19 protein-coding genes and 2 tRNA genes are annotated in these 21,949 nt (G+C 64.8%); 3 read left to right on the top strand and 18 right to left on the bottom strand.

The features are described 5' to 3' along the window. Positions 1-6: 6 nt before the first annotated feature. Positions 7-969 (top strand): hypothetical protein, encoded by a 963-nt coding sequence (locus AAGA11_17055; GenBank protein MEM9604576.1) that lies wholly within the window; start codon positions 7-9, stop codon positions 967-969. Continuing rightward, a complete protein-coding gene (gene tmpT / locus AAGA11_17050) occupies positions 969-1,610 on the top strand; it encodes a thiopurine S-methyltransferase (GenBank protein MEM9604575.1) in 642 nt (213 codons plus the stop codon). Before AAGA11_17055 ends, tmpT begins: the two co-directional genes overlap by 1 nt. On the opposite strand, the gene truB is transcribed toward tmpT, so the two are convergent. From truB to rlmE, 14 genes are all read right to left on the bottom strand, one after another. Further along, positions 1,607-2,539 (bottom strand): tRNA pseudouridine(55) synthase TruB, encoded by a 933-nt coding sequence (gene truB, locus AAGA11_17045; protein ID MEM9604574.1) that lies wholly within the window; start codon positions 2,537-2,539, stop codon positions 1,607-1,609. The genes tmpT and truB overlap by 4 nt on opposite strands. A gap of 3 nt (positions 2,540-2,542) precedes the next feature. Continuing rightward, the gene (gene rbfA, locus AAGA11_17040) at positions 2,543-2,953 is read right to left on the bottom strand and encodes a 30S ribosome-binding factor RbfA (GenBank protein ID MEM9604573.1); all 411 of its coding nucleotides are present in this window, start codon (positions 2,951-2,953) and stop codon (positions 2,543-2,545) included. A gap of 10 nt (positions 2,954-2,963) precedes the next feature. Further along, on the bottom strand, positions 2,964-5,561 hold the full coding sequence (gene infB / locus AAGA11_17035; protein ID MEM9604572.1) for a translation initiation factor IF-2: 2,598 nt from the start codon (positions 5,559-5,561) through the stop codon (positions 2,964-2,966). A gap of 19 nt (positions 5,562-5,580) precedes the next feature. Beyond that, positions 5,581-7,083 carry a transcription termination factor NusA gene (gene nusA, locus AAGA11_17030; GenBank protein MEM9604571.1) on the bottom strand — a complete coding sequence of 501 codons (1,503 nt, stop codon included), beginning with the start codon at positions 7,081-7,083 and terminating at the stop codon, positions 5,581-5,583. Positions 7,084-7,106: 23 nt separating this feature from the next. Continuing rightward, complete coding sequence (gene rimP / locus AAGA11_17025) at positions 7,107-7,577, bottom strand: ribosome maturation factor RimP (protein MEM9604570.1); 471 nt, start codon at positions 7,575-7,577, stop codon at positions 7,107-7,109. A gap of 77 nt (positions 7,578-7,654) precedes the next feature. Next, positions 7,655-7,731: transfer RNA gene (locus AAGA11_17020), tRNA-Met, on the bottom strand. 58 nt (positions 7,732-7,789) lie between these two features. Continuing rightward, the gene (locus AAGA11_17015; GenBank protein MEM9604569.1) at positions 7,790-8,095 is read right to left on the bottom strand and encodes a DUF2818 family protein; all 306 of its coding nucleotides are present in this window, start codon (positions 8,093-8,095) and stop codon (positions 7,790-7,792) included. An 81-nt stretch (positions 8,096-8,176) separates the two neighbouring features. After that, positions 8,177-8,263 (bottom strand) — tRNA-Leu (locus AAGA11_17010). 6 nt (positions 8,264-8,269) lie between these two features. Beyond that, positions 8,270-8,647, bottom strand: a complete 378-nt coding sequence (gene secG, locus AAGA11_17005) for a preprotein translocase subunit SecG (protein MEM9604568.1) — start codon at positions 8,645-8,647, stop codon at positions 8,270-8,272. A gap of 10 nt (positions 8,648-8,657) precedes the next feature. Then, positions 8,658-9,410: a triose-phosphate isomerase gene (tpiA, locus tag AAGA11_17000; protein MEM9604567.1), complete on the bottom strand. Its 753-nt coding sequence runs from the start codon at positions 9,408-9,410 to the stop codon at positions 8,658-8,660. A gap of 107 nt (positions 9,411-9,517) precedes the next feature. Next, complete coding sequence (glmM, locus tag AAGA11_16995; protein MEM9604566.1) at positions 9,518-10,855, bottom strand: phosphoglucosamine mutase; 1,338 nt, start codon at positions 10,853-10,855, stop codon at positions 9,518-9,520. 41 nt (positions 10,856-10,896) lie between these two features. Continuing rightward, entirely contained in the window at positions 10,897-11,748 is an 852-nt protein-coding gene (gene folP, locus AAGA11_16990) for a dihydropteroate synthase (GenBank protein MEM9604565.1), read from the bottom strand. A gap of 143 nt (positions 11,749-11,891) precedes the next feature. Further along, a complete protein-coding gene (ftsH, locus tag AAGA11_16985) occupies positions 11,892-13,832 on the bottom strand; it encodes an ATP-dependent zinc metalloprotease FtsH (GenBank protein ID MEM9604564.1) in 1,941 nt (646 codons plus the stop codon). 108 nt (positions 13,833-13,940) lie between these two features. Next, positions 13,941-14,561 carry a 23S rRNA (uridine(2552)-2'-O)-methyltransferase RlmE gene (rlmE, locus tag AAGA11_16980; GenBank protein ID MEM9604563.1) on the bottom strand — a complete coding sequence of 207 codons (621 nt, stop codon included), beginning with the start codon at positions 14,559-14,561 and terminating at the stop codon, positions 13,941-13,943. A gap of 62 nt (positions 14,562-14,623) precedes the next feature. Here rlmE and yhbY point away from each other — a divergent pair, with 62 nt between their 5' ends. Next, positions 14,624-14,929 (top strand): ribosome assembly RNA-binding protein YhbY, encoded by a 306-nt coding sequence (gene yhbY / locus AAGA11_16975; GenBank protein ID MEM9604562.1) that lies wholly within the window; start codon positions 14,624-14,626, stop codon positions 14,927-14,929. A 24-nt stretch (positions 14,930-14,953) separates the two neighbouring features. Here the strand turns inward: yhbY and greA are convergent, their stop codons facing one another. The 4 genes from greA to parE form a co-directional block, all read right to left on the bottom strand. Continuing rightward, positions 14,954-15,433: a transcription elongation factor GreA gene (gene greA / locus AAGA11_16970; protein MEM9604561.1), complete on the bottom strand. Its 480-nt coding sequence runs from the start codon at positions 15,431-15,433 to the stop codon at positions 14,954-14,956. Beyond that, positions 15,430-18,654 carry a carbamoyl-phosphate synthase large subunit gene (gene carB, locus AAGA11_16965; GenBank protein MEM9604560.1) on the bottom strand — a complete coding sequence of 1,075 codons (3,225 nt, stop codon included), beginning with the start codon at positions 18,652-18,654 and terminating at the stop codon, positions 15,430-15,432. The genes greA and carB overlap by 4 nt, the downstream gene beginning before the upstream one ends. Beyond that, positions 18,641-19,792: a glutamine-hydrolyzing carbamoyl-phosphate synthase small subunit gene (carA, locus tag AAGA11_16960; GenBank protein ID MEM9604559.1), complete on the bottom strand. Its 1,152-nt coding sequence runs from the start codon at positions 19,790-19,792 to the stop codon at positions 18,641-18,643. Before carA ends, carB begins: the two co-directional genes overlap by 14 nt. A 186-nt stretch (positions 19,793-19,978) precedes the next feature. Beyond that, positions 19,979-21,865, bottom strand: a complete 1,887-nt coding sequence (gene parE / locus AAGA11_16955; protein MEM9604558.1) for a DNA topoisomerase IV subunit B — start codon at positions 21,863-21,865, stop codon at positions 19,979-19,981. Positions 21,866-21,949: the final 84 nt, after the last annotated feature.

Here is a 21,949-nt window from a genome sequence, read left to right as displayed (position 1 = left end):
AGGTCCGTGACACCTCAACGCTACCTGCGCAGCTTCCTCGTGGTGTTTGCCCTCGCCGGCGCAGTGGTCTTCATCTGGGCGCGCAGCGACCTCTTTCCGTGGATCGGGCCGTGCAACGGCGCCGCCTACGGTGCGGACCACTACCTCGCCTACTGCGAGTACGGCCGGTACGGCGACTACGAGCACGGCGCGCTGCTGTACGACCTCGAACCCGACGCGGTCGCCGCAATCAAGCAGGCAGAGCTGCTGTTTCTGGGCAACAGCCGCACGCAGTACACCTTTTCCAGCGAACCCGTGGTGCGCACACTGACCGACGCGGGGATTCCCTGGTACGCCATGGGCTTCGGATTCGGTGCCAAGTCGGAGATCCCGGAGGCGATGTTCGCCGTGCACGAATTGCGACCGCGCATGCTGGTGATCAACGCGGACCCGTTCTTCAACGACGAGGCCCGTGGCATCAGTGCGAAGATCCTCGCCGGCAGCGACGAGACGCGCAGCGAATACGCGCGAAAACGCTGGCTGCAGGACCTCCACCAGCGGCTGTGTGCCGACTGGGGTGAGTCGGCGCTGTCAGCACTGCTCTGCGGCACCAGCCCGACCCTGTTCCGATCGCGCAGCAACGGCACGTGGATCGTCGACCACTACCGCCCGGACCGACACATCGCCGTCACCTACAGTGACCACCTGCTCGACGAGGTCGACACCATCGCCGAGGCCGCCGAGGCCTTCCTCACCCGCGTCGGCGTCGCCCGTGACTGCATCGTGCTCACCGTGCTGCCACAACGCCCGACGCCGCTGGACTTCGGCAAGGCGCTGGCCACCCGTCTCGACCTCGCATTCGTGTCGCCCGAACTCGACGACCTGTGGACGATCGACGCATCGCACATGGACGTCGAGAGCAACATCCGCTGGTCGACTGCCTTCATGCAGGGTATCGCACCGATGCTGTCACGCTGCCTCGGAAGCTGATGGACCGCGCGTTCTGGCTGTCGCGCTGGCGAAGCAACCGCATCGGTTTTCACCTCGACGCGGTCAACCCTGTGCTGGTCGAGCACGTCGACACGCTGTCTCTCGCAGCTGTGTCGCGCGTGTTCGTGCCGCTGTGCGGCAAATCGCTCGACCTCGATTGGCTGCTGTCACGCGGACACCACGTCGTGGGTATCGATCTCGCCGAAGCGGCTGTGCAGGCGGTGTTCGACCGCCTTGGTCTGCGGCCGCACGTGATACAGCGTGGCGCACTCGTGCACTACCACGCCGCCGCACTCGATCTCTTTGTCGGCGATGTGTTCGCGCTCGACAAGGGTACACTTGGCAATGTGGACGCCGTGTACGACCGTGCAGCGCTGGTCGCGCTGCCGGCGCCCATGCGTGCGCGCTACGCCGCGCACCTGCAATCACTGAGCGGTGCTGCACCGCAGTTGCTCGTCACCCTCGACTACGACCAGGACACCCTGGACGGCCCGCCCTTTGCCGTCTCGACGAACCAGGTCGAGGTATTCTACGCCGCGCGGTATCACTGCCACGTGCTGCACACCGCGTTCGACCCCACCGGCCTGAAGGGGCACGTGGCCGTGACCGAACGCGTCTGGCACCTTGTCCCCCGCAGTTAGGCGGTCGGTCGCCTGAGCAGGCGCGTGGGACGCAGGCGCCCGTTCCGGCAGAGAGCGACACCGAGAAAATCACCCCCGTGGTAAACGCGAAACGGGCACCCGTCCGCGACCGGGGGGTTGTCGATGTCGAGCAGGTTGCCGTGCTGGAACACGGCGCGATCGGCGTCACTGCCAAGCTCGTAGACCGGCAGCTCGACCAAGGCGCTGTCAATCGGCAGCAGGAAGGCATCCAGCGACTCGGGCGGTCCCGCATCGCGCGCTGCCTCGATCGCGTCGAGCGAGACCATCGCGCTGGTATCGAAGGGATGCACCCATTCCCGCCGTAAGGCGCGAACGTGCGCGTTGCAGCCCAGCGCTTCACCGAGGTCTTCAACCAGGGTGCGAATGTAGGTGCCTTTCGAACACCGCACACGCAGCGTCAGGCTATCGCCGTCGCACGAGAGTGATTCGAGTGCGTGGATGATCACCTGGCGCTGCGGTCGCGGCACGGTGACGCCAGCGCGCGCCAGCTCGTAGAGCGGTACACCTTCCTGCTTGATCGCCGAGTGCATCGGCGGTGTTTGCGCGATCCGGCCGATGAAACGCGGCAGCACGGTGGCCACCCGCTCGACGATGTCATCGGGCACGACTTGGTGATCGAACGGCTCGCCCTCGAGGTCGCCCGTGGTCGAGCGGGAGCCGAGCGCGGCGGTCGTCAGGTATTGCTTGTCAGCGTCGAGCAGTCCACCGGCGAACTTAGTCGACTCGCCGAACAGGATCGGGAGCATGCCCGAGGCGAGCGGGTCGAGGTTGCCGCCGTGTCCCGCCTTGACGGCGTCGAACAGCACGCGGGCCCGTTGCATGGCCGCGTTGGAACTGCGGTCCGCGGGTTTGTCGAGCAACAACACACCGTTGAGCGCGCGCCCGCGGAACCGCCGACGGCGTCCCATCGATCAGTGCCCTGCCCCGTCACCGGCCGGGTTGTCTTCGTCCGGGTGATCCACCGGCCCGAGTCTGGCGTCCTGCGCCCGCGCCTCAGCGATCGCTCGGTTGAGGGTCTCGGCGCGTTCAGCAGTCTCGTCGAGGTAGAACCGCAAGGCCGGAACCGATCGCAATTGCACGCGCGAACCGACCTGCTTGCGGAGAAAACCGCTTGCCGCGATCAAGCCCTCGAGCGTGTCACGACCGCCGTCGCCAATGACAGTCACGTACACCCGGGCGAGCGACAGGTCGGACGTGACCTCCACGCCCGACACCGTGGTCATGGGCGATATACGGGGGTCCCGCACCGCATCGCGGATCAGCTGGGACAGCTCCCGCTGGATCTGATCACCGATGCGGTACTGCCGGGTTTTATCGACCATGACGTCCGGGTTACAAGGTCCGAGCGACTGACTTGCGCACGAAGACCTCGATCTGATCGCCGGCCTTGACCTCGTAGTTCTTCACAGCGATGCCACACTCCGTGCCCATGCGCACTTCGTTGACGTCGTCCTTGAAACGCCGCAACGACTCGAGTTCGCCTTCGAAGATGACGATGTTGTCGCGCAGCACCCGAATCGGCTCGTTCCGCCGCACCACACCGTCGACGACGATGCAGCCAGCCGCCTGACCAAACTTGGGTGAGCGGAACACATCCTTGACTTCGGCAAGGCCGATGATCTGCTCCTGCACGTCAGGCTTGAGCAGGCCACTGCCGACCTGACGTACCATGTCGATGGCTTCGTAGATCACGCTGTAGTAGTTCAGCTCGATACCCTGCTCCTGGATGACATCCCGAGCCGACGCGTCCGCACGCACGTTGAAGCCGATCAGCAGCGCCTTGGAGGCCGCGGCCAGAGAGGCGTCGGTGCCGTTGATGCCGCCGACGCCACCGCCGACGACGCGGATGTTCACTTCCTCGGTGGAGAGCTTCTCGAGCGCATCCCGCAAGGCTTCGAAGCTGCCCTGCACGTCCGTTTTGATCAGCACGTTGAGCGTCGGCGTCTCGCCGCTCTTCACCATGGAGAAAATGTCTTCCATGGAGGCCGGTTTGCGTTCGGCAAGCCGCAGGTTGCGTTCGCGCTCGCGCCGCAAATCGACCAACTCGCGCGCGTCACGGTCGTCTGCCGCGGCCTGCATCGGATCGCCCGCACCGGGCGTGCCCGAGAGTCCGAGGATCTGCACAGGGATGGAGGGTCCAGCGGATTCGACCTGCTCGCCGGCTTCGTTGAACAGCGCACGTACACGGCCGTACGCCGTGCCGCAGACCACAATGTCCCCGCGTGAGAGCAAGCCAGCCTGAACCAGCACAGTGGCCACCGGGCCACGCCCTCGGTCCAGCGTCGCCTCGATCACCGTGCCCTGTGCCCGACCGAGTGCCGGGGCCTTGAGCTCGAGCAGTTCTGCCTGCAATGACACGGCTTCGAGCAATTCGTCGATGCCGTCACCGGTGAGGGCCGAAACGCCCTTGAAGATGGTATCGCCCCCCCACTCCTCGGAGATCACCTCGTGCTGGGAGAGCTCGTTACGCACCCGATCGGGATCCGCCTCGGGCTTGTCCATCTTGTTCACCGCAACGATCAGCGGCACGTCCGCAGCCCGAGCGTGTTGGATGGCCTCGATCGTCTGGGGCATCACGCCGTCGTCGGCAGCCACCACCAGAATCACGATGTCGGTGGCCTGCGCACCGCGCGCGCGCATCGACGTGAACGCCGCGTGGCCCGGGGTGTCGAGAAAGGTGATCACACCCTGATCGGTGGTGACGTGGTATGCCCCGATATGCTGCGTGATGCCACCCGCTTCACCGGTGGTGACTTTGGTCTTGCGGATGTAATCGAGCAAGGACGTCTTGCCGTGATCGACGTGGCCCATCACCGTCACCACGGGCGGCCGTGCCTCTTCGGCGCCGAGTTCACCAACCAGCTTGGCGGTGATCTCCTGCTCGATGCTCTCGTCGGACTGTGACACGGCCTTGTGCCCCATCTCCTCGACGATCAGCAACGCGGTGTCGTGGTCGAGAACCTGGTTGATCGTGGCCATCACGCCCATGCCCATCAGGGTGCGGATCACCTGCGCGGCCTTGATCGACATGCGGTCGGCGAGGTTCGCGACCGTAATCGTCTCCGGCACAATGACGTCACGCACCACCGGCGCAACCGGCTTTTCGAAACCGTGACGGGTCTCCATGTCAGCGGTGCGCAAGGCGCCACGACGCGGGCGGTTGCGCCCGCCACGATCGCGCACGCTGACGCCGGGCTTGCGCCGGGACGAGCCTCTGTCGCTTCCGCCGTCGCGTCGACCGCGCTTGTCCGGTCCACGGTTGCGGTCACCGGTCTTGGCAGCCACCGCCTTCTTGTTTCCGCTGCTGTCCGCAAGCGCTGCCGCTTCAACGTCGGCAATCGACACCGCCGGTTGCGCGGGCTGCGCGGGCGCTGGCGCCGGTGCGGCCTTGGCTTCGGCGTCTGACGCCGCGGTCGCCGACGCATCGGCGTCCGCAGCGACGGCCTCTTCGGCGGGTGTGCGTGCGTCTTCACGCGCACGGCGGCGCGCGGCCTCTTCCTCGCGCTTGGCCTCTTCGGCCGCGAGACGCTTGCGGTCGAGTTCGGCGAGCTCCCGCTCATCGCGCTCGCGCTGTTCCCGAATGGAAAGCGCGCGATCGGCGTTGTCGGCCTCGACCGCGGGGTCAGCGTCTGCAGTGCGTTTGACGTAGGTCCGCTTGCCACGCACTTCGACGTTAACGGTTTTCTTCGCACCACCACCGCCGACCTTCAGCGTGTTGACGCTCTTGCGCTTGAGCGTGATGCGCTTGCTCGCACCCGCTTCACCGCCGCGGGATTTCTGCAGGTGCACCAGCAGTTTGCTTTTCTCTTCCGCACTGATCGCGTCGGACGCGCCCTGTTTCTCGACACCCGCGTCGCGCAACTGGTCGAGCAAACGCTCCACCGGCGTACCGACCGTGTCGGCAAGCTGCTTTACCGTTGTTTCTGCCATGACTTACGTCCTCCCGCGTTCAGCTCGAGGCCTCAGCGTCTTCAAACCAGTGCTCGCGCGCTTTCATGATGAGGGCGCCGGCCTCGGCTTCCTCGACACCGAACTCCGCGAGTTCATCGACCGCGAGTTCGCCGAGATCGTCAAGCGTGCAAACGCCCTGTGTCGCCAGTTTGACAGCGAGCTCGTCTGTCATTCCGTCCATGGCAAGCAATTCTTCACTTGGCTTGTTGTCGCCAAGCAACTCTTCCTGAGCAATCGCCGAGGTCAGCAACGCATCGCGCGCGCGGTTTCGAAGCTCCTCGACGATGTCTTCGTCAAAACCGTCGATGTCCAGCATCTCCTGAACCGGCACGTAAGCCACTTCCTCGAGCGACGTGAACCCTTCGCTGACGAGAATCTCGGCGACCTCGTCGTCGATGTCGAGCTTTTCCATGAAGAGCTCGACCGCCTTGCCTGCCTCTTCCTCGCTTTTGCGCTCGGCTTCAGCCTGGTCCATCACATTGAGCTGCCAGCCGGTCAGCTCACTGGCGAGGCGCACGTTCTGTCCACCGCGGCCGATGGCCTGTGACAGCTTTTCCTCGTCGACCGCGATGTCCATGCTGTTGGCGTCTTCGTCGACGACGATGGACACCACCTCAGCCGGAGCCATGGCGTTGACAACAAACTGCGCGACGTTGTCGTCCCACGGGATGATGTCAACGCGCTCGCCGGCCAGTTCGTCCGACACGGTCTGCACACGTGAGCCGCGCATGCCCACACAGGCCCCGACCGGGTCGAGGCGTTGCTCGTTGGACCGCACGGCAATCTTGGCGCGCGCACCCGGGTCGCGTGCCGCGCCCATGATGTCGATCAGACCCTGGCCGATCTCGGGCACCTCGATCTCGAACAATTTGATCAGAAACTCCGGCGCCGTGCGGCTCAGGATCAACTGCGGCCCACGGATGTCCTGGCGGATTTCCTTGAGATAGGCACGCACCCGATCGTTGTTTTTGACTTCTTCGCGCGGGATCAGTTGGTCGCGGGGTATCAGGCCCTCGGCGCCGTTGCCGAGGTCGATGAACACGCCGTTGCGCCGATCAACCCGACGCACGACGCCAAACACCAACTCGCCCATGCGATCGCGGTACTGATCGACCATGCGCTGGCGCTCGGCCTCTCGCACCTTCTGCACAATCACCTGCTTGGCAGACTGTGCAGCGATACGGCCGAAGTCGACGGATTCGATCTGCTCTTCGACGAAGTGGCCCAATTCGATCTCGGGCTCGTCAATCTGCGCGGCGCTCAGCGTGATCTGGCGCAGGGGGAACTCCTGCTCGGCGTCGTCTTCGACCACTTCCCAGCGTCTGAAGGTGTCGTAGTCGCCGGATTCACGGTCGATGGCGACGCGCACTTCGATGTCCATGCCGTTCTTCTTGCGGGTCGCAGAAGCCAAGGCCGCCTCGAGCGCCTCGAAGATGACTTCAGGCTCGACAGCCTTCTCGTTGGAGACTGCGTCCACCACCAGCAGAATTTCTTTGTTCATGGTTTCACCTCGGCTCTGAGCCGCTAGCGCTTGCTGCCCTGAAACACAGGGGACAGATTTGCCATTTCAATGTTGCCAAATGACAGCGTGTACCGTTCACCGTCGACTTCGATGTCGATGTTGTCACCCGTCACCCCGACCAGCTCGCCCGTGAATCGACGGCGCCCGTCGAGCGGCACCGCCATGCGAACCTTCACGCGCTGGCCCACGTACTGGGCGTAGTGGTGCAACTGGAACAGAGGTCGGTCGATGCCCGGCGAGGACACTTCCAACACGTAGTGGCCGCCGATCGGGTCGTCGACGTCCAGCGCCGCACTGAGCTGCTGCGACACCGCGCCGCAATCGTCCACGTCAACACCGTCATTGTGGTCGATGTACACCCGCAGCGTCAGTCCCGACTCGGCCTGCCCGAGCAACGCACCGACACATTCGAAACCCAGTCCGTCGACAACCGGTTCGACAATCGCCAGTAGCTCGCTGCTGATCGGCTGCACGAATCTCCGCTCTGACTCCTGTGAGTCTGTTGCACCAACAAAAAAGGCCCTGAACAGGGGCCTCTTGAAAAAAAGCTTGGTAGCGGGGGCAGGATTCGAACCTGCGACCTTCGGGTTATGAGCCCGACGAGCTGCCAGACTGCTCCACCCCGCACCTGACTTGGTCAAGTATACGGTCAATGACGCGCGTTATCAAGTTGAACGGCGGATGCTCAACTCTGCGGGCGCCGCCGGGCGCCCCAGAGGTAGCGCCAGATGAAGCCCGGCACAGCAAACACCGAGAACAGGAAGAACAGCACGACATAGAACTCCCAATCCTGGTCGTGAACGGTGCCCTGCACGCGGCGCTCGACGCCGAGTGACAGCACCAGATAAACGACAAAAAACAGGCACCACTCGGCGAAGTGCCACCAGCCGCTCTTGCGCTCACCGCACGGCCAGACACCGAGCACCCGTTCTCCCGCGAACGGCAGGTTCGCGAGGACCAACCCCAGAATCAGCACCACCGACTGAGCCATCCGGTTTTCCGTTGAGCGAGCACAAAAAAACCCGGGTTTCCCCGGGTTGGGACTACCCGATTGGACCGGGCATTCTCGATTTGGTGCCGACGGCGAGACTCGAACTCGCACGACCGTTAGGTCACTACCCCCTCAAGATAGCGTGTCTACCAATTCCACCACGTCGGCTGATTTTCACTGATTGACGTTCGGCAGCTCCGAATCACCGCCAGTATCGCCCGCAGCGTCCGACGGCACAAGTGCCGGGAGCTCATCGTCAACCGGCGCGAGCGGCTGCACCACCGAGCTGTCGAGCTCGTCGAGCACGCTGCCCCCGCCGTCGCGGTTGGCGGCGAGGTAGAACAGCGCGATGCTGGTGACGAAGAACGCTGTCGCCAGCAAAGTCGTCATGCGCGCGAGGAAACTGCCGGCGCCGGCTGCACCGAAGACCGTACCGGACGCACCACTGCCAAACGCCGCGCCAGCATCGGCGCCCTTGCCGTGCTGGATCAGGACGAAGCCGATCACGGCAACCGCCAACAGCACGTGAACGACCAAGATCAATGATTCCATGTTGTCTACCTTAGGCGGCCGCAGCGCGAGCAATGGCCAGAAAATCCTGCCCAACGAGCGAGGCGCCACCCACCAGCGCACCGTCGATGTCGGGCTGCGAAAACAGCGCACCGGCATTATCGGGTTTCACACTGCCGCCGTACAGGGCGCGCACGGCGTGTGCGGCTGACGCACTGCGCGCCGACAACCAGGCCCGCATGTCTGCGTGGACCGACTGTGCCTGATCGGGCGTGGCGCTTCGGCCCGTGCCGATTGCCCACACGGGCTCGTATGCCAGCACGCAGGCCGCGAGTTGCGCGTCGGACAGGCCCGACAACGCACCGTCGAGCTGACCGCGAACCACGTCGGGTGCCCGACCGCTGTCTCGCTCGGCGAGTGATTCACCGACACACACAATGGGTGTCAGCCCGCTGGCGAGCGCCTGTGCCACCTTGCGGGCGACATCGGCATCGCTTTCGCCGAAGAGCGTTCTGCGCTCGGAATGCCCGACAATCACGTAGCGGCAGCCGCACTCCACCAGCATATCGCCGCTCACCTCCCCGGTGAAGGCGCCCTTGGGCTCGCTGGCGAGGTTCTGCGCACCCAGTACCACAGGCGACCCGTCGAGCACGTCGTGCACGGCCGACAGCAGCGTGAAGCTCGGGCACACGAGCAGCTCCACCTCACCGACCGGGTTGGCATCGGCGAGCTCTGACGCCAGCGCGCGCGCCGCGACACGGCTGCCGTTGAGCTTCCAGTTTCCCGCTATGAGAGGTGTGCGCATCACGCGACGTTTGCTTCAGCAAAGCCGCCTAGTATACGACTGTGGGCCGATCACGACAAGAAATCCGGTCCACGACCGACCCGGATATCGCTGGCCGCGCGCGAACGTCAGGCGACTTCGCGCCGCACGGCGTCCGCAACCTGCTCGCAGAGCGCTTCGACCTGGTTGGCCACCTGCCCTTCCACCATGACCCGCACCAGCGGTTCGGTTCCAGAGGGACGCAGCAGCACCCGACCGGTCTCGCCAAGGTCGGTCTCGGCCTGCCGGACCGCGTCCTGCACCGCCGACAACTCGTCCAGGTTGATGCGCTCGCGCATCGGCACGTTGACCAGCTTCTGCGGGTAGCGCGTCATGCCGGCCTTGAGGTCGCACAGGCGTTCTCCTGACTGGACAACGTGTGCCAACACCTGCAGCGCGGCAATGATGCCGTCCCCCGTCGTGCTGCAATCGAGGTCGATCAGGTGGCCAGAGGACTCGCCACCGAGTTTCCAGCCGTTGGCGCGCATCATCTCGAGCACGTGACGGTCACCGACCTTGGCGCGCAGGAACGGGACATCGAGCTCCGCCAGCGCGTGCTCGAGACCCAGGTTGCTCATCAGCGTCCCGACGACGCCGCCGTTCAGGGTGCCGGCCGCGTGGTGGGCACGCGTCAGCACGTACAGTATTTCATCCCCGTCGACGATACCGCCGAGTTCGTCGACCATGATCAGCCGGTCGCCGTCTCCGTCGAGCGCGATCCCCATGTTGGCCTGCTCGAGCAACACGTGCGCGCGCAGGTTGTCGGGTGCAGTGGCCCCGCAGTTGTCGTTGATGTTGAGCCCGTTGGGTTGCGCCCCCTGGCTGATGACCGTGGCACCGAGCTCCTCGAACACCCGACGGGCGATGTCGTAGCCCGCGCCGTGCGCGGCGTCGACCACGAGTTTCAGGCCGTCGAGGCGCATGCCGCTCGGGATCGAACTCTTGCAGTACTCGATGTAGCGACCCGCCGCGTCGTTCACCCGCTCCGCCCGGCCGAGCTCTTCGGAGGGCACGGTCTCGACCCGGGATTGCATCATCGCTTCGATCGCGTACTCCGTGTCGTCGTCGAGCTTGAAGCCATCGGTACCGAAAAACTTCACGCCGTTGTCGTAGTGCGGGTTGTGCGACGCGCTGATCACGATGCCCGCCGCCGCGCGAAACGTCCGCGTGAGGTAGGCCACAGCCGGTGTCGGCATCGGACCGAGCATGCGCGCCTTGACACCAGCGGAGCTCAAACCGGCCTCGAGCGCCGATTCGAACAGGTACCCGGATATGCGCGTGTCTTTGCCGATCAGAACGTCGCGGTTGCCCTGCGACGCCAGCACACGTCCAGCCGCCCAACCCAGGTGCAGTACAGTGGGTGCGGTCATGGGCTCGTCGCCCACGCGGCCTCGTATGCCGTCGGTACCAAAAAACTTCTTGCTCATGCTGACCTCAGCCAGTTCGACGACCACGTGGTCGCCGGGGGTTACAGGGCGTCAAGCGACACGCTGCGCACAGCGTGGGCGACCTCGAGGGCGTGGACCGTGGGGCGAACGTCGTGTACACGAACGATTCGAGCCCCCCGTTCGACTGCCAACACGGCCATGGCAACACTGCCATGCAGTCGATCGTCGACCGGTGTGTTCAGGATCTGCCCGATGCTGCTCTTGCGCGATGCTCCAAAGAGTAGCGGCAGGTCGGGCGGGGAAATTTCGTCCAATTTCGCCACAAGCTGCAAATTGTGCTCCAGCGATTTGCCGAAACCGTAACCCGGGTCCACGCACAGGCGATCCCGGCTGATGCCGGCACGCTCACAGGCGGCCACGCGACCTTGGAGGAAATCGCGCACCTCCGCGATGACACTCTGGTAACGCGGCGCACGCTGCATGGTCCGCGGCTGCCCGCGCATGTGCATCAGGCATACCGCGGCCCCGGATTCAGCAGCCGTACGCAAACAATCGGGTTGACGCAAGGCGCGAACGTCGTTGATCAGCGTAGCGCCGGCCGCCACCGCATTGCGCATCACAGCGGCCTTGCTGGTGTCGACTGACACCACGACGTCGAACCGGGCGGCGAGTCGCTCGATCGCAGGCACCACCCGCTCGAGCTCCTCGGCTTCGCCCACCGCGGTAGCGCCAGGCCGTGTTGACTCGCCGCCGACGTCCAGCACCCGCGCGCCGTCACGCACCATGTCAGCCGCCGTGTCGACGATGCGATCGAGCGAATTGAGGCGGCCGCCGTCGGAGAACGAATCCGGCGTCACATTCAGGATGCCCATGACCGCAGGCTTGCTCAGATCGAGCACGTTCGGGCCGCAGGTCAACACAGGTGATGTCATGTCGGGGGCACGCGATCGGGTGGATGCGTTTGAAAACGGAGGACCAGCGCAAAGCATGGCGGGTTCAGGCCAGAAGTCAAAAACGACGGCACAAAAAAAACCGCGCCCGATCGGGCGCGGTCGTGTCGGCGATTCCGCTGACCTCAGACGGGCTCGTGCCCGTCGATCGGCGGGCTGCCGGGTTTGTCCTCGTCGAGTTCACCGAGGTCGGCCTCGTCGCCGCTGCCACCCTCGTCTGCCGGCGGATCCATGTCAGCCCAATCCGACGGCGGGCCAGGTTCACGCCCCTCCATGATCTCGTCGATCTGCGCCGCGTCGATGGTCTCGTACTTCATCAACGCGTCCGACATCATGTGCAGTTTATCGATGTTCTCGCGCAGGATCGTCTCGGCACGCTGGTAGTTGCGGTCGATGAGCTCGCGGATCTCGGCGTCGATGACCTCCGCCGTGCCGCCGGAGACGCCTTTGGTCTGGGTCACCGAACGGCCGAGAAACACTTCGCCCTCCTCTTCGGAGTAGCTCAACGGGCCGAGCTTGTCCGACAGACCCCATTTGGTGACCATGTTGCGGGCAAGATCGGTGGCGCGCTCGATGTCGCTCGACGCACCGGTGGTCACCTGCTCCTTGCCAAAAATCATTTCCTCGGCAATCCGGCCCCCGTACAGCGAGGAGATGCTGCTCTCCAGCCGTTGCCGGCTGTTGCTGTAACGGTCGCCCTCTGGCAGGTACATGGTCACGCCGAGGGCGCGGCCACGCGGGATGATGGTCACCTTGTAGACCGGGTCGTGGTCGGGCACCAGGCGGCCCACGATGGCGTGACCGGCCTCGTGGTAGGCAGTGAGCTTCTTCTCGTCGTCGCTCATGACCATGGATTTGCGCTCGGCGCCCATCATGATCTTGTCTTTGGCCTTCTCGAACTCGTTCATGTCAACGGTGCGGTTGTTGCCGCGCGCTGCGAACAGCGCTGCCTCGTTCACGAGGTTTGCGAGGTCAGCCCCGGAAAAGCCCGGTGTGCCCCGTGCGAGCAGATCCGCCCGAACGTTGTCGCCGATGGGCACTTTGCTCATGTGCACCCGCAGGATCTGCTCCCGTCCGCGCACATCCGGCAGCGGCACCACCACCTGGCGGTCGAAGCGGCCGGGCCGCAGCAGCGCCGGGTCGAGGACGTCGGGGCGGTTTGTCGCGGCGATCACGATCACGCCCTCGTTTCCCTCGAAACCGTCCATCTCGACAAGCAGCTGGTTCAGCGTTTGTTCGCGCTCGTCATGACCACCGCCGAGGCCGGCGCCGCGGTGGCGCCCGACGGCGTCGATCTCGTCAATGAAGATGATGCAGGGCGCGTGTTTCTTGGCCTGCTCGAACATGTCGCGGACGCGCGACGCGCCCACGCCGACGAACATCTCGACGAAATCCGAGCCCGAGATCGTGAAGAACGGCACCTTGGCCTCGCCGGCGATGGCCTTGGCGAGCAGCGTCTTGCCCGTTCCGGGCGAGCCCACCATGAGGACCCCTCGCGGGATCTTGCCGCCAAACTTCTGAAACTTGCCCGGATCGCGCAGGTATTCGACCAGTTCCGACACTTCTTCCTTGGCTTCGTCGACACCGGCCACGTCGGCGAAGGTGACCTTGACCTGGTCCTCGCCGAGCATGCGCGCCTTGCTCTTGCCGAAGGACATCGCACCGCGGCCACCGCCGCCGCCCTGCATCTGGCGCATGAAGAAGATCCAGACACCGATCAACAGCAGGAAGGGGAACCAGTTGATCAGGATCTGGGTGAGCAGGCCGGTCCGCTGCGGCGGCTGGCTGTGGATTTCGACGTTCGACTTGATCAGTTCGCCGATCAGCGCCGTGTTGTCGGTCTCGGGGCTGTAGGTCGTGAACGCGGCTCCGGTCTCGAACTTGCCGACGATCTCGCGGCCATCGATGTTGACGGACTGGATCTGCCCGCTCTTCACGTTGGCCATGAACGCCGAATACGAGATTTCCGACTCGTTGTAACGCTGACCACCCAGGTTGTTGAACACCGACATCAGGATGACAGCGATAACAACCCAGAGCAGGACGTTCTTCATTAAATCGTTCAACGCGATTCCTCGATGGCTCGCCCGTGCGCGCGGGCTACTGCCAGTGATCAGTGGGGTCGAACGGTGCGGCTTTCAAGCGCGCTGCCGACGACAGTTCTCACAACACTACTATAGGACCAAAGTCCTTGCCAAAACATAGACTTCCCGGCTTCGATCACGCGACGCATCCGGCTTGCGTGTCGCCACCTTGGCGAAGCGCTTGCGGGTTTCGGACAGGAAGGCGTCGTAGCCCTCCCCCTGGAACACCTTGGCCAGCAAGAAACCGTCCGGTCTCAACGTGTCGACCGCGATGTCCCGCGCCAGTTCCGCGAGGTACATCGCCCTGGGCTGGTCGACGCTCGACACCCCGCTGAGATTCGGCGCCATGTCTGACAGCACACCGTTGCATTTCTCGGACCCAAGGGCCTCGAAGAGGCGCTGATAGACTGCGTCCTCGGTGAAATCACCGAGCACGAAGTCCACCCCGGCAACACTGTCCATCGGCAGGATGTCACTCGCGACCACTCGACCCGAGGTGCCGACCTGCGCTGCGAGGTATTCGGTCCAGCCACCGGGCGCCGCGCCGAGTTCGAGCAGTCGCTGGCCGGGGCGCACGAGTCGGTCTCTCTGGTCGATTTCAATCAGTTTGTAGACGGCGCGCGAGCGGTAGCCGTCCGACTGCGCCCGGGCAACGTAAGGGTCCTTGAAGTGTTCCTTCAACCACCCCTTGCTGCTCTTGCTGCGCGCCACCGCTGTCAGTTCCGGCTGCCAGCGTGTAGCATGCGCGGCTCGCACGCACCCGTACCGCCGACGTGACCCTGACCTCCGCCCAGAAACGCCATTTGCGTGCCCTCGCGCACCCGCTGAAGCCCGTTGTTCGACTGGGCCAGAAAGGCGTCACGGAAGCGGTGATCACCGAACTGGCCTCGGCTCTGACACGTCATGAGCTGCTCAAGGTGAAAATCGACGGCAGCGACCGCGAGGCCACGGTCGCGGCACTCTGCGAAGGCGCCTCGGCCGAGTGGATCCAGACCATCGGCAACACGGTCACGTTGTACCGGCGAAACGACGACAAACCGCGGGTGCCGGTGCCCGGCTTCGGCCCGCCAAAGCCCTGAGGCGGGCGCGACCGGCTCGCTGCGTCAGGGGACGTAACGCACCGCCACGATTTCAAAGGACGACACGCCGCTCGGTGTGGTGACGTCAACTTCGTCGCCCTCGCTGCGGCCGATCAGTGCCCGTGCCACCGGCGAGGACACGGAGATCATGCCCTGTTTGATGTCGGCCTCGTCGTCACCCACGATCTTGTAGACCGTTTCGGTGTCGCTGTTGAGGTCCAGCAGTTCCACCGTGGCACCGAACACCACCTTGCCCTGGGCATCGAGTTCGGTGACGTCGATGATCTGGGCATTCGAGAGTTTGCCCTCGATTTCCTTGATGCGACCCTCGGCGAAACTCTGTTGTTCGCGTGCCGCGTGGTACTCGGCATTTTCCTTGAGATCGCCGTGCTCGCGCGCCTCAGCGATCGCCGCAATGATGCGGGGCCGTTCGACGGATTTGAGGTTGTGCAGCTCGTCGCGCAGCAGGTCTGCGCCGCGCTTTGTCAGCGGGTACTTTGTCACGTCGCGTCTCCAAAAACCGACTGCAACCGGTAGACCGACTCGGTCGCCGAGTGGCCGAGCGACAGACCGATTGCCTCACCGCCGGTGATGGTGGTGGTGTAGGCAATCTTCTGCGCCACCGCCTCACGTCGGATGTAGGTCGAATCCGCGATCGCTGCAGCGCCCTCGGTGGTGTTGATCACCAGGTCGATGTCGCCGTTTTTCATCAGGTCCACAATATTAGGTCGGCCCTCACCCAATTTGTAGGCCCGCGAGCACGGCACACCGGCAGCGGAGAGCACATCGGCCGTGTTGGCCGTCGCGGTGATCGAAAAGCCGGCATCGACGAGCTTGCGCGCCACTGCGACCGCGCGCGGCTTGTCCTGATCGCGCACGCTGATCAACGCGCAACCGGTGCCCGGCAGCCGGCTGCCCGCTGCGAGCGCACCTTTCACGAAGGCTTCACCAAAGCTCTTGCCTGAGCCCATGACCTCACCCGTCGATTTCATTTCTGGCCCCAGCAAAGGGTCCACACCCGGGAACTTCACGAACGGGAACACCGACTCCTTGACGCAATACAGCTCGGGTTGCGGGTCCTCGAGGACACCTTGCTCCGCGAGGGACTGACCCGCCATGCAGCGCGCTGCGACGCGCGCGAGCGGCACACCCGTGGCCTTGGACACAAAAGGCGCGGTGCGCGAGGCGCGCGGATTGACCTCGAGTACGTAGATATCATCGCCCTGGATGGCAAACTGCACGTTCATCAGTCCGATCACGTCCAGCGCGAGGGCCAGTTCCCGGCTCTGATCGCGCAGTCGGTTCTGCATCGCCTCACCCAGCGTGTAGGGCGGCAGGCAGCAGGCCGAATCGCCCGAGTGCACACCGGCCTGCTCGATGTGCTCCATGATGCCGCCAATCAACACGGACTCGCCATCCGAGATGCAGTCGATGTCGACCTCCACAGCGTCGTTGAGAAACCGGTCAAGCAGTACGGGCGAGTCGTTCGACACGCTGACCGCCTCGGTCATGTACCGGCGCAACGCGGACTCATCGTGCACGATTTCCATGGCGCGCCCGCCGAGCACGTAGGACGGCCGCACCACCAGCGGGTAGCCGATTTCGGCGGCGAGCTCGACGGCGGTCTCGGGGTCGCGCGCCGTGCGGTTCGGCGGCTGCATGAGCCCGAGGTTGTCGATGAGTTTCTGGAAGCGCTCGCGGTCCTCTGCCAGGTCGATGGAGTCGGGCGAGGTGCCGATGATCGGCACACCTGCCTCCGCCAGGTCGTTTGCAAGCTTCAACGGCGTCTGACCGCCGTAGTGCACGATCACGCCGTGCGGCTGCTCGACGTGCATGATCTCGAGCACGTCCTCCAGGGTCAGCGGCTCGAAGTACAATCGATCCGACGTGTCGTAGTCGGTCGAGACGGTCTCCGGGTTGCAGTTGACCATGATGGTCTCGTAGCCGTCTTCACGCAGCGCCAGTGCCGCGTGCACACAGCAGTAGTCGAACTCGATGCCCTGGCCGATACGGTTCGGGCCACCACCGAGCACCACGATCTTGCGCGCGTCACTCGGTGCAGACTCACACTCGTGTTCGTAGCTCGAGTACATGTACGCCGTGTTGGTCGCAAACTCGGCCGCGCAGGTGTCCACCCGCTTGAACACCGGTCGCACGCCGACGGCCTGTCGGGCCACACGCACCTCGGCCTCCTCGCACCCGAGCAGGTGTGCGAGTCGACTGTCGCTGAACCCCTTGCGCTTGAGCCGGAACAAGCTGTCTTTGTCCAGGCTTGCGATACCGTGGCCGCGCAGCGTTTGCTCCTCGGCAACCAGATCCGCAAGTTGCACCAGAAACCACGGGTCGATGGCACAGTGCGCGAACACCTCGTCGACGGTCCAACGCCGCCGGAAGGCCTCAGCGACGTAGAACAGGCGCCGGTCTTCCGGGCGCGACAGTTCCCGCGCGATCGCGGCGCGGGCGTCGTCGTCGGACAGTGCCGGGTCGAGCACGTCGGTCAGGCCGTCCACGCCGATCTCCAGTCCGCGCAGCGCCTTTTGCAGCGACTCCTGAAAGCTGCGACCGATCGCCATGACCTCGCCAACCGACTTCATATGCGTCGTCAGTGCCGCCACCGCAGTCGGAAATTTTTCGAACGTGAACCGCGGCACCTTGGTCACGACGTAGTCGATGGTGGGCTCGAAGGACGCCGGCGTGGCGCCACCGGTGATGTCGTTGCGCAGTTCGTCGAGGGTGTAGCCCACGGCGAGCTTGGCGGCGACCTTGGCGATCGGGAACCCGGTCGCCTTGGAGGCGAGTGCGGAGGAGCGCGACACACGCGGGTTCATCTCGATGACGATCATGCGGCCGTCGTCCGGGTTGATCGCGAATTGCACGTTGGAGCCACCCGTCTCGACCCCGATCTTGCGCAGGACCGCCAGCGAGGCGTTGCGCATGATCTGGTACTCCTTGTCTGTCAGCGTCTGGGCCGGTGCCACGGTGATCGAGTCGCCCGTGTGCACACCCATCGGATCGAGGTTTTCGATCGAACACACGATGATGCAGTTGTCCGCGCGATCGCGCACCACTTCCATCTCGAACTCCTTCCACCCCAGCACCGACTCTTCGAGCAACACCTCGGTGGTTGGTGAGAGGTCGAGGCCGCGCGTGACGATCTCCTCGAATTCTTCCTTGTTGTACGCAATCCCCCCACCGCTCCCGCCCATGGTGAAGGACGGCCGGATGATGCACGGAAAGCCGATGTCCGCCTGGCCGGTGCGCGCCTCCTCGATCGTGTGGGCGATGTGCGCACGCGGGGTGTCGAGGCCGATGTCGGTCATGGCGTTTTTGAAGCGCTCACGGTCCTCTGCCATGTCGATCGCGTCCTGGCTGGCGCCGATCAACTCCACCCCGTGCTTCTTCAGCACCCCTTCGCGCTCGAGGTCGAGCGCGCAGTTGAGCGCCGTCTGGCCGCCCATGGTCGGCAACAGCGCGTCGGGTTGCTCCGTCTCGATGATGCGCTCGACCACCTGCCAGTCGATGGGCTCGATGTAGGTCGCGTCTGCCAGCTCGGGGTCGGTCATGATCGTCGCCGGGTTCGAATTGACCAGGACGACGCGGTACCCCTCCTCGCGCAAGGCCTTGCAGGCTTGTGCGCCCGAGTAGTCGAACTCACAGGCCTGGCCGATGACAATCGGACCCGCACCGATGATCAGGATGCTTTGAATGTCGCTACGTTTGGGCATGGGTACGCGCCTGGCAGTGTGCGGCAATGTGGTCGATGAACCGGTCGAACAGCCGGCCGATGTCGTGCGGCCCCGGGCTGGCCTCCGGGTGCCCCTGGAAGCCGAAGGCGGGCCGGTCGACGCAGCGGATGCCCTGCAGGGACCCGTCGAACAGCGAGCGGTGCGAGGCCTCGACGTGGTTCGGCAGGCTGGCCTCGTCTACCGCGAACCCGTGATTCTGGCTGGTGATCGCCACCGTGCCGTCGGCGAGCGTCTGCACCGGGTGATTGGCCCCGTGGTGGCCGAATTTCATCTTCACGGTGTCCGCGCCGCACGCCAGGGCGAGCAGTTGGTGCCCGAGGCAGATGCCGAAGATCGGGATGCCGGTCTCGAGCAGGTCGCGGATGGCGGCGATGGCGTAGTCGCAAGGCGCGGGGTCGCCGGGCCCGTTCGAGAGAAACACGCCGTCTGGCGCGAGCGCGAGCACCGCCGTCGCCGGCGTGGTCGGCGGCACCACTGTCACGCGACAGCCGCGCTCGCTGAGCATGCGCAGGATGTTGCGTTTGACGCCGAAGTCGTAGGCGACCACGTGGAACGTGCCGTCTTCGCGTGCGGTGTGCCCAGCGCCGAGCGACCAGACACCCTCGTTCCAGGTGTACACGTCCTCGGTGCCAACAACGCGCGCCAGGTCCATCCCGGCAAGACCGGGAAACGCACGCGCGGTTTCGATCGCGGCTGCCTCGTCAGGCGCCGTACCGGCAACCAGACAACCGGCCTGAGCGCCCTTGTCGCGCAGCACACGCGTGAGTTGGCGTGTGTCGATATCGGCAATCGCCACCACGCCGCGCTCGGCGAGATAGGCGTCAAGGGGCTGCTGCGCGCGGAAGTTGCTGTGCTGCAACGGCAGATCGCGGATAACGAGGCCGGCGGCGTGGACACGTGCCGATTCCTCGTCCTCGGCGTTCACGCCGGTGTTGCCGATGTGCGGGTACGTCAGCGTCACGATTTGGCGGCAGTAGCTCGGGTCTGTGAGGATCTCCTGGTAGCCGGTCATGGCGGTGTTGAACACCACCTCCCCGACAGCAGTGCCCTCCGCCCCTATGCTGCGGCCGCAAAAAACCGTGCCATCTTCCAGTGCGAGAATGGCGGGTGTGTGCACGAGTGCGCTCCGGTCACGGTGTTGGCGCGTTCACGGGAAGGGAGCGCGCTTCATAGCTCGGCGTCGCGGAGCGGTGTCCGCGCCCAAGCTAACCGCGCATTCTACGGAATCGGGCGAGGACCTGTCTACGACAACGACCCGGTGCCTGCCGCCGGCCCCACCCTGAAAATACAAGCACCTACCCCATCAGACGTCGGCGAGATCGCCTTTGGCCTCGAGCCACGCCCGGCGGTCCGGGGCCCGCTTCTTCGCCAACAGCATATCCATGACCTCGCGCGCCTCGCTCGGTGCCTCAACGGTCAAGCGCACCAACCGTCGCGTGTCGGGGTTGGTCGTGGTTTCGCGCAGCTGCATCGGGTTCATCTCACCGAGGCCCTTGAAACGGGTGACCAGCACTTTTGCGGTTTTCTTCTCGGCTTCGATGCGGTCCAGTACACCCTGCCGCTCCGCCTCGTCGATGCAGTAGAACACCTCCTTGCCGACGTCGATGCGGTACAGCGGCGGCATCGCGACGAACACGTGCCCTGCCGCCACAAGGGGGTAGAAATGCCGCAGAAACAGCGCGCACAGCAGCGTCGAGATGTGCAGCCCATCCGAGTCGGCGTCTGCGAGGATGCAAATCTTGCCGTAGCGCAGTCGACTCAGGTCCTCGGAACCGGGGTCGATGCCGATCGCCACCGAGATGTCGTGGACTTCCTGGCTCGCCAGGACTTGCTCCGAATCGACCTCCCAGGTATTCAGGATCTTACCGCGCAACGGCATGATCGCCTGGTATTCGCGGTCTCGTGCCTGCTTCGCCGACCCGCCCGCCGAATCGCCCTCGACCAGAAACAGTTCGGTTCTGCTGAGGTCGGTCGAGGCACAATCGGCGAGCTTGCCGGGAAGAGCCGGGCCACTGGTGACCCGCTTGCGCACGACTTTCTTGTCCGCTCGCATGCGGCGCTGCGCTGCCGACAGCGCGAGACGGGTCAGCGCGTCTCCGGATTCAGGGTGCTGGTTGAGCCAGGAGACAAACGCGTCCTTGACCACGCCCGAGACGAAAGCAGCGCACTCGCGCGAGCTCAGGCGCTCTTTGGTCTGCCCGGCGAACTGCGGGTCGTGCATCTTTACCGAGAGCACGTAGCTCACCCGTTCCCAGACATCCTCCGGTGTGATACGCACCCCGCGCGGCACGAGATTGCGGTAGTCGGCGAACTCGCGCACCGCTTCAGTCAAGCCGGTTCGCAGGCCGTTGACGTGGGTTCCGCCCTGCGCGGTCGGCACCAGGTTCACGTAACTCTCGGTGACCGGCTCGCCACCCTCAGGCAGCCAGATCACGGCCCAGTCAACGGCCTCTGAGGTCGCAGACATGCTGCCAATGAAGGGCCGCTCCGGCAACAGCTCGTACCCGCGCACCGCGTCGGCCAGGTAGTCTGACAGCCCGTCCTCGAAACACCAGGCGTGTCGCTCTCCGGCTTTTTCGTCGTGGAAGCTGACCTGCAAACCGGGGCACAGCACGGCCTTTGCACGCAGCAGATGCAGCAACCGAGGCACCGCGAAGCGCGGGCTGTCGAAGTACGCCGGGTCCGGCCAGAACCGCAGGGCCGTGCCGGAATTGCGCTGGCCCACCGTCCCATCGGCCTTGAGTGGTGCGTCGGGTACCCCGCCGCTGTAGGACTGGAAATAGGATGTCCCGCCGCGGCGGATGCGCACCTCGAGCCGTGCCGCAAGCGCGTTGACCACCGACACACCGACGCCGTGCAGACCGCCCGAGAAGCGGTAATTGCCCTCGCTGAACTTACCGCCGGCGTGGAGCGTCGTGAGGATGACCTCGACCCCGCTCTTTTTTTGCGTGGGGTGCTTGTCAACGGGCATGCCGCGGCCGTCGTCGACCACTTCGAGCGAGCCATCGCGGTACAAGGTCACGTCGACTTTCTTCGCGTGGCCCGCCGTGGCCTCGTCGATGCTGTTGTCGATCACCTCCTGGGCGAGGTGGTTCGGGCGCTGGGTGTCGGTGTACATGCCGGGGCGTTTCCGCACCGGGTCGAGGCCGCTTAGGACTTCAATGGCGGCTGCGTCGTATTTTGAGGTCATGGCAGAACGGCGATGGCGCGGCGACCGGGGTCGCGATCGGGAGACGGAGCCGACGTTGCGGCCCGCGGGACAGCGGTAGCCAGG

This window comes from Pseudomonadota bacterium (assembly GCA_039196715.1).
Lineage (GTDB): Bacteria > Pseudomonadota > Gammaproteobacteria > CALCKW01 > CALCKW01 > CALCKW01.
The sequence above is the reverse complement of the archived record's forward strand: the minus strand, read 5'-3'. Positions and strand labels throughout refer to the sequence as shown.

Excerpts from the sequence above, each read along its gene's own strand:
- carB (MEM9604560.1), bottom strand. The coding sequence starts at position 18,654 with ATGCCCAAACGTAGCGACATTCAAAGCATCCTGATCATCGGTGCGGGT.
- infB (MEM9604572.1), bottom strand. The coding sequence starts at position 5,561 with ATGGCAGAAACAACGGTAAAGCAGCTTGCCGACACGGTCGGTACGCCG.
- tpiA (MEM9604567.1), bottom strand. The coding sequence starts at position 9,410 with ATGCGCACACCTCTCATAGCGGGAAACTGGAAGCTCAACGGCAGCCGT.
- nusA (MEM9604571.1), bottom strand. The coding sequence starts at position 7,083 with ATGAACAAAGAAATTCTGCTGGTGGTGGACGCAGTCTCCAACGAGAAG.
- secG (MEM9604568.1), bottom strand. The coding sequence starts at position 8,647 with ATGGAATCATTGATCTTGGTCGTTCACGTGCTGTTGGCGGTTGCCGTG.
- glmM (MEM9604566.1), bottom strand. The coding sequence starts at position 10,855 with ATGAGCAAGAAGTTTTTTGGTACCGACGGCATACGAGGCCGCGTGGGC.
- tmpT (MEM9604575.1), top strand. The coding sequence starts at position 969 with ATGGACCGCGCGTTCTGGCTGTCGCGCTGGCGAAGCAACCGCATCGGT.
- rbfA (MEM9604573.1), bottom strand. The coding sequence starts at position 2,953 with ATGGTCGATAAAACCCGGCAGTACCGCATCGGTGATCAGATCCAGCGG.
- folP (MEM9604565.1), bottom strand. The coding sequence starts at position 11,748 with ATGACATCACCTGTGTTGACCTGCGGCCCGAACGTGCTCGATCTGAGC.
- parE (MEM9604558.1), bottom strand. The coding sequence starts at position 21,865 with ATGACCTCAAAATACGACGCAGCCGCCATTGAAGTCCTAAGCGGCCTC.
- truB (MEM9604574.1), bottom strand. The coding sequence starts at position 2,539 with ATGGGACGCCGTCGGCGGTTCCGCGGGCGCGCGCTCAACGGTGTGTTG.
- AAGA11_17015 (MEM9604569.1), bottom strand. The coding sequence starts at position 8,095 with ATGGCTCAGTCGGTGGTGCTGATTCTGGGGTTGGTCCTCGCGAACCTG.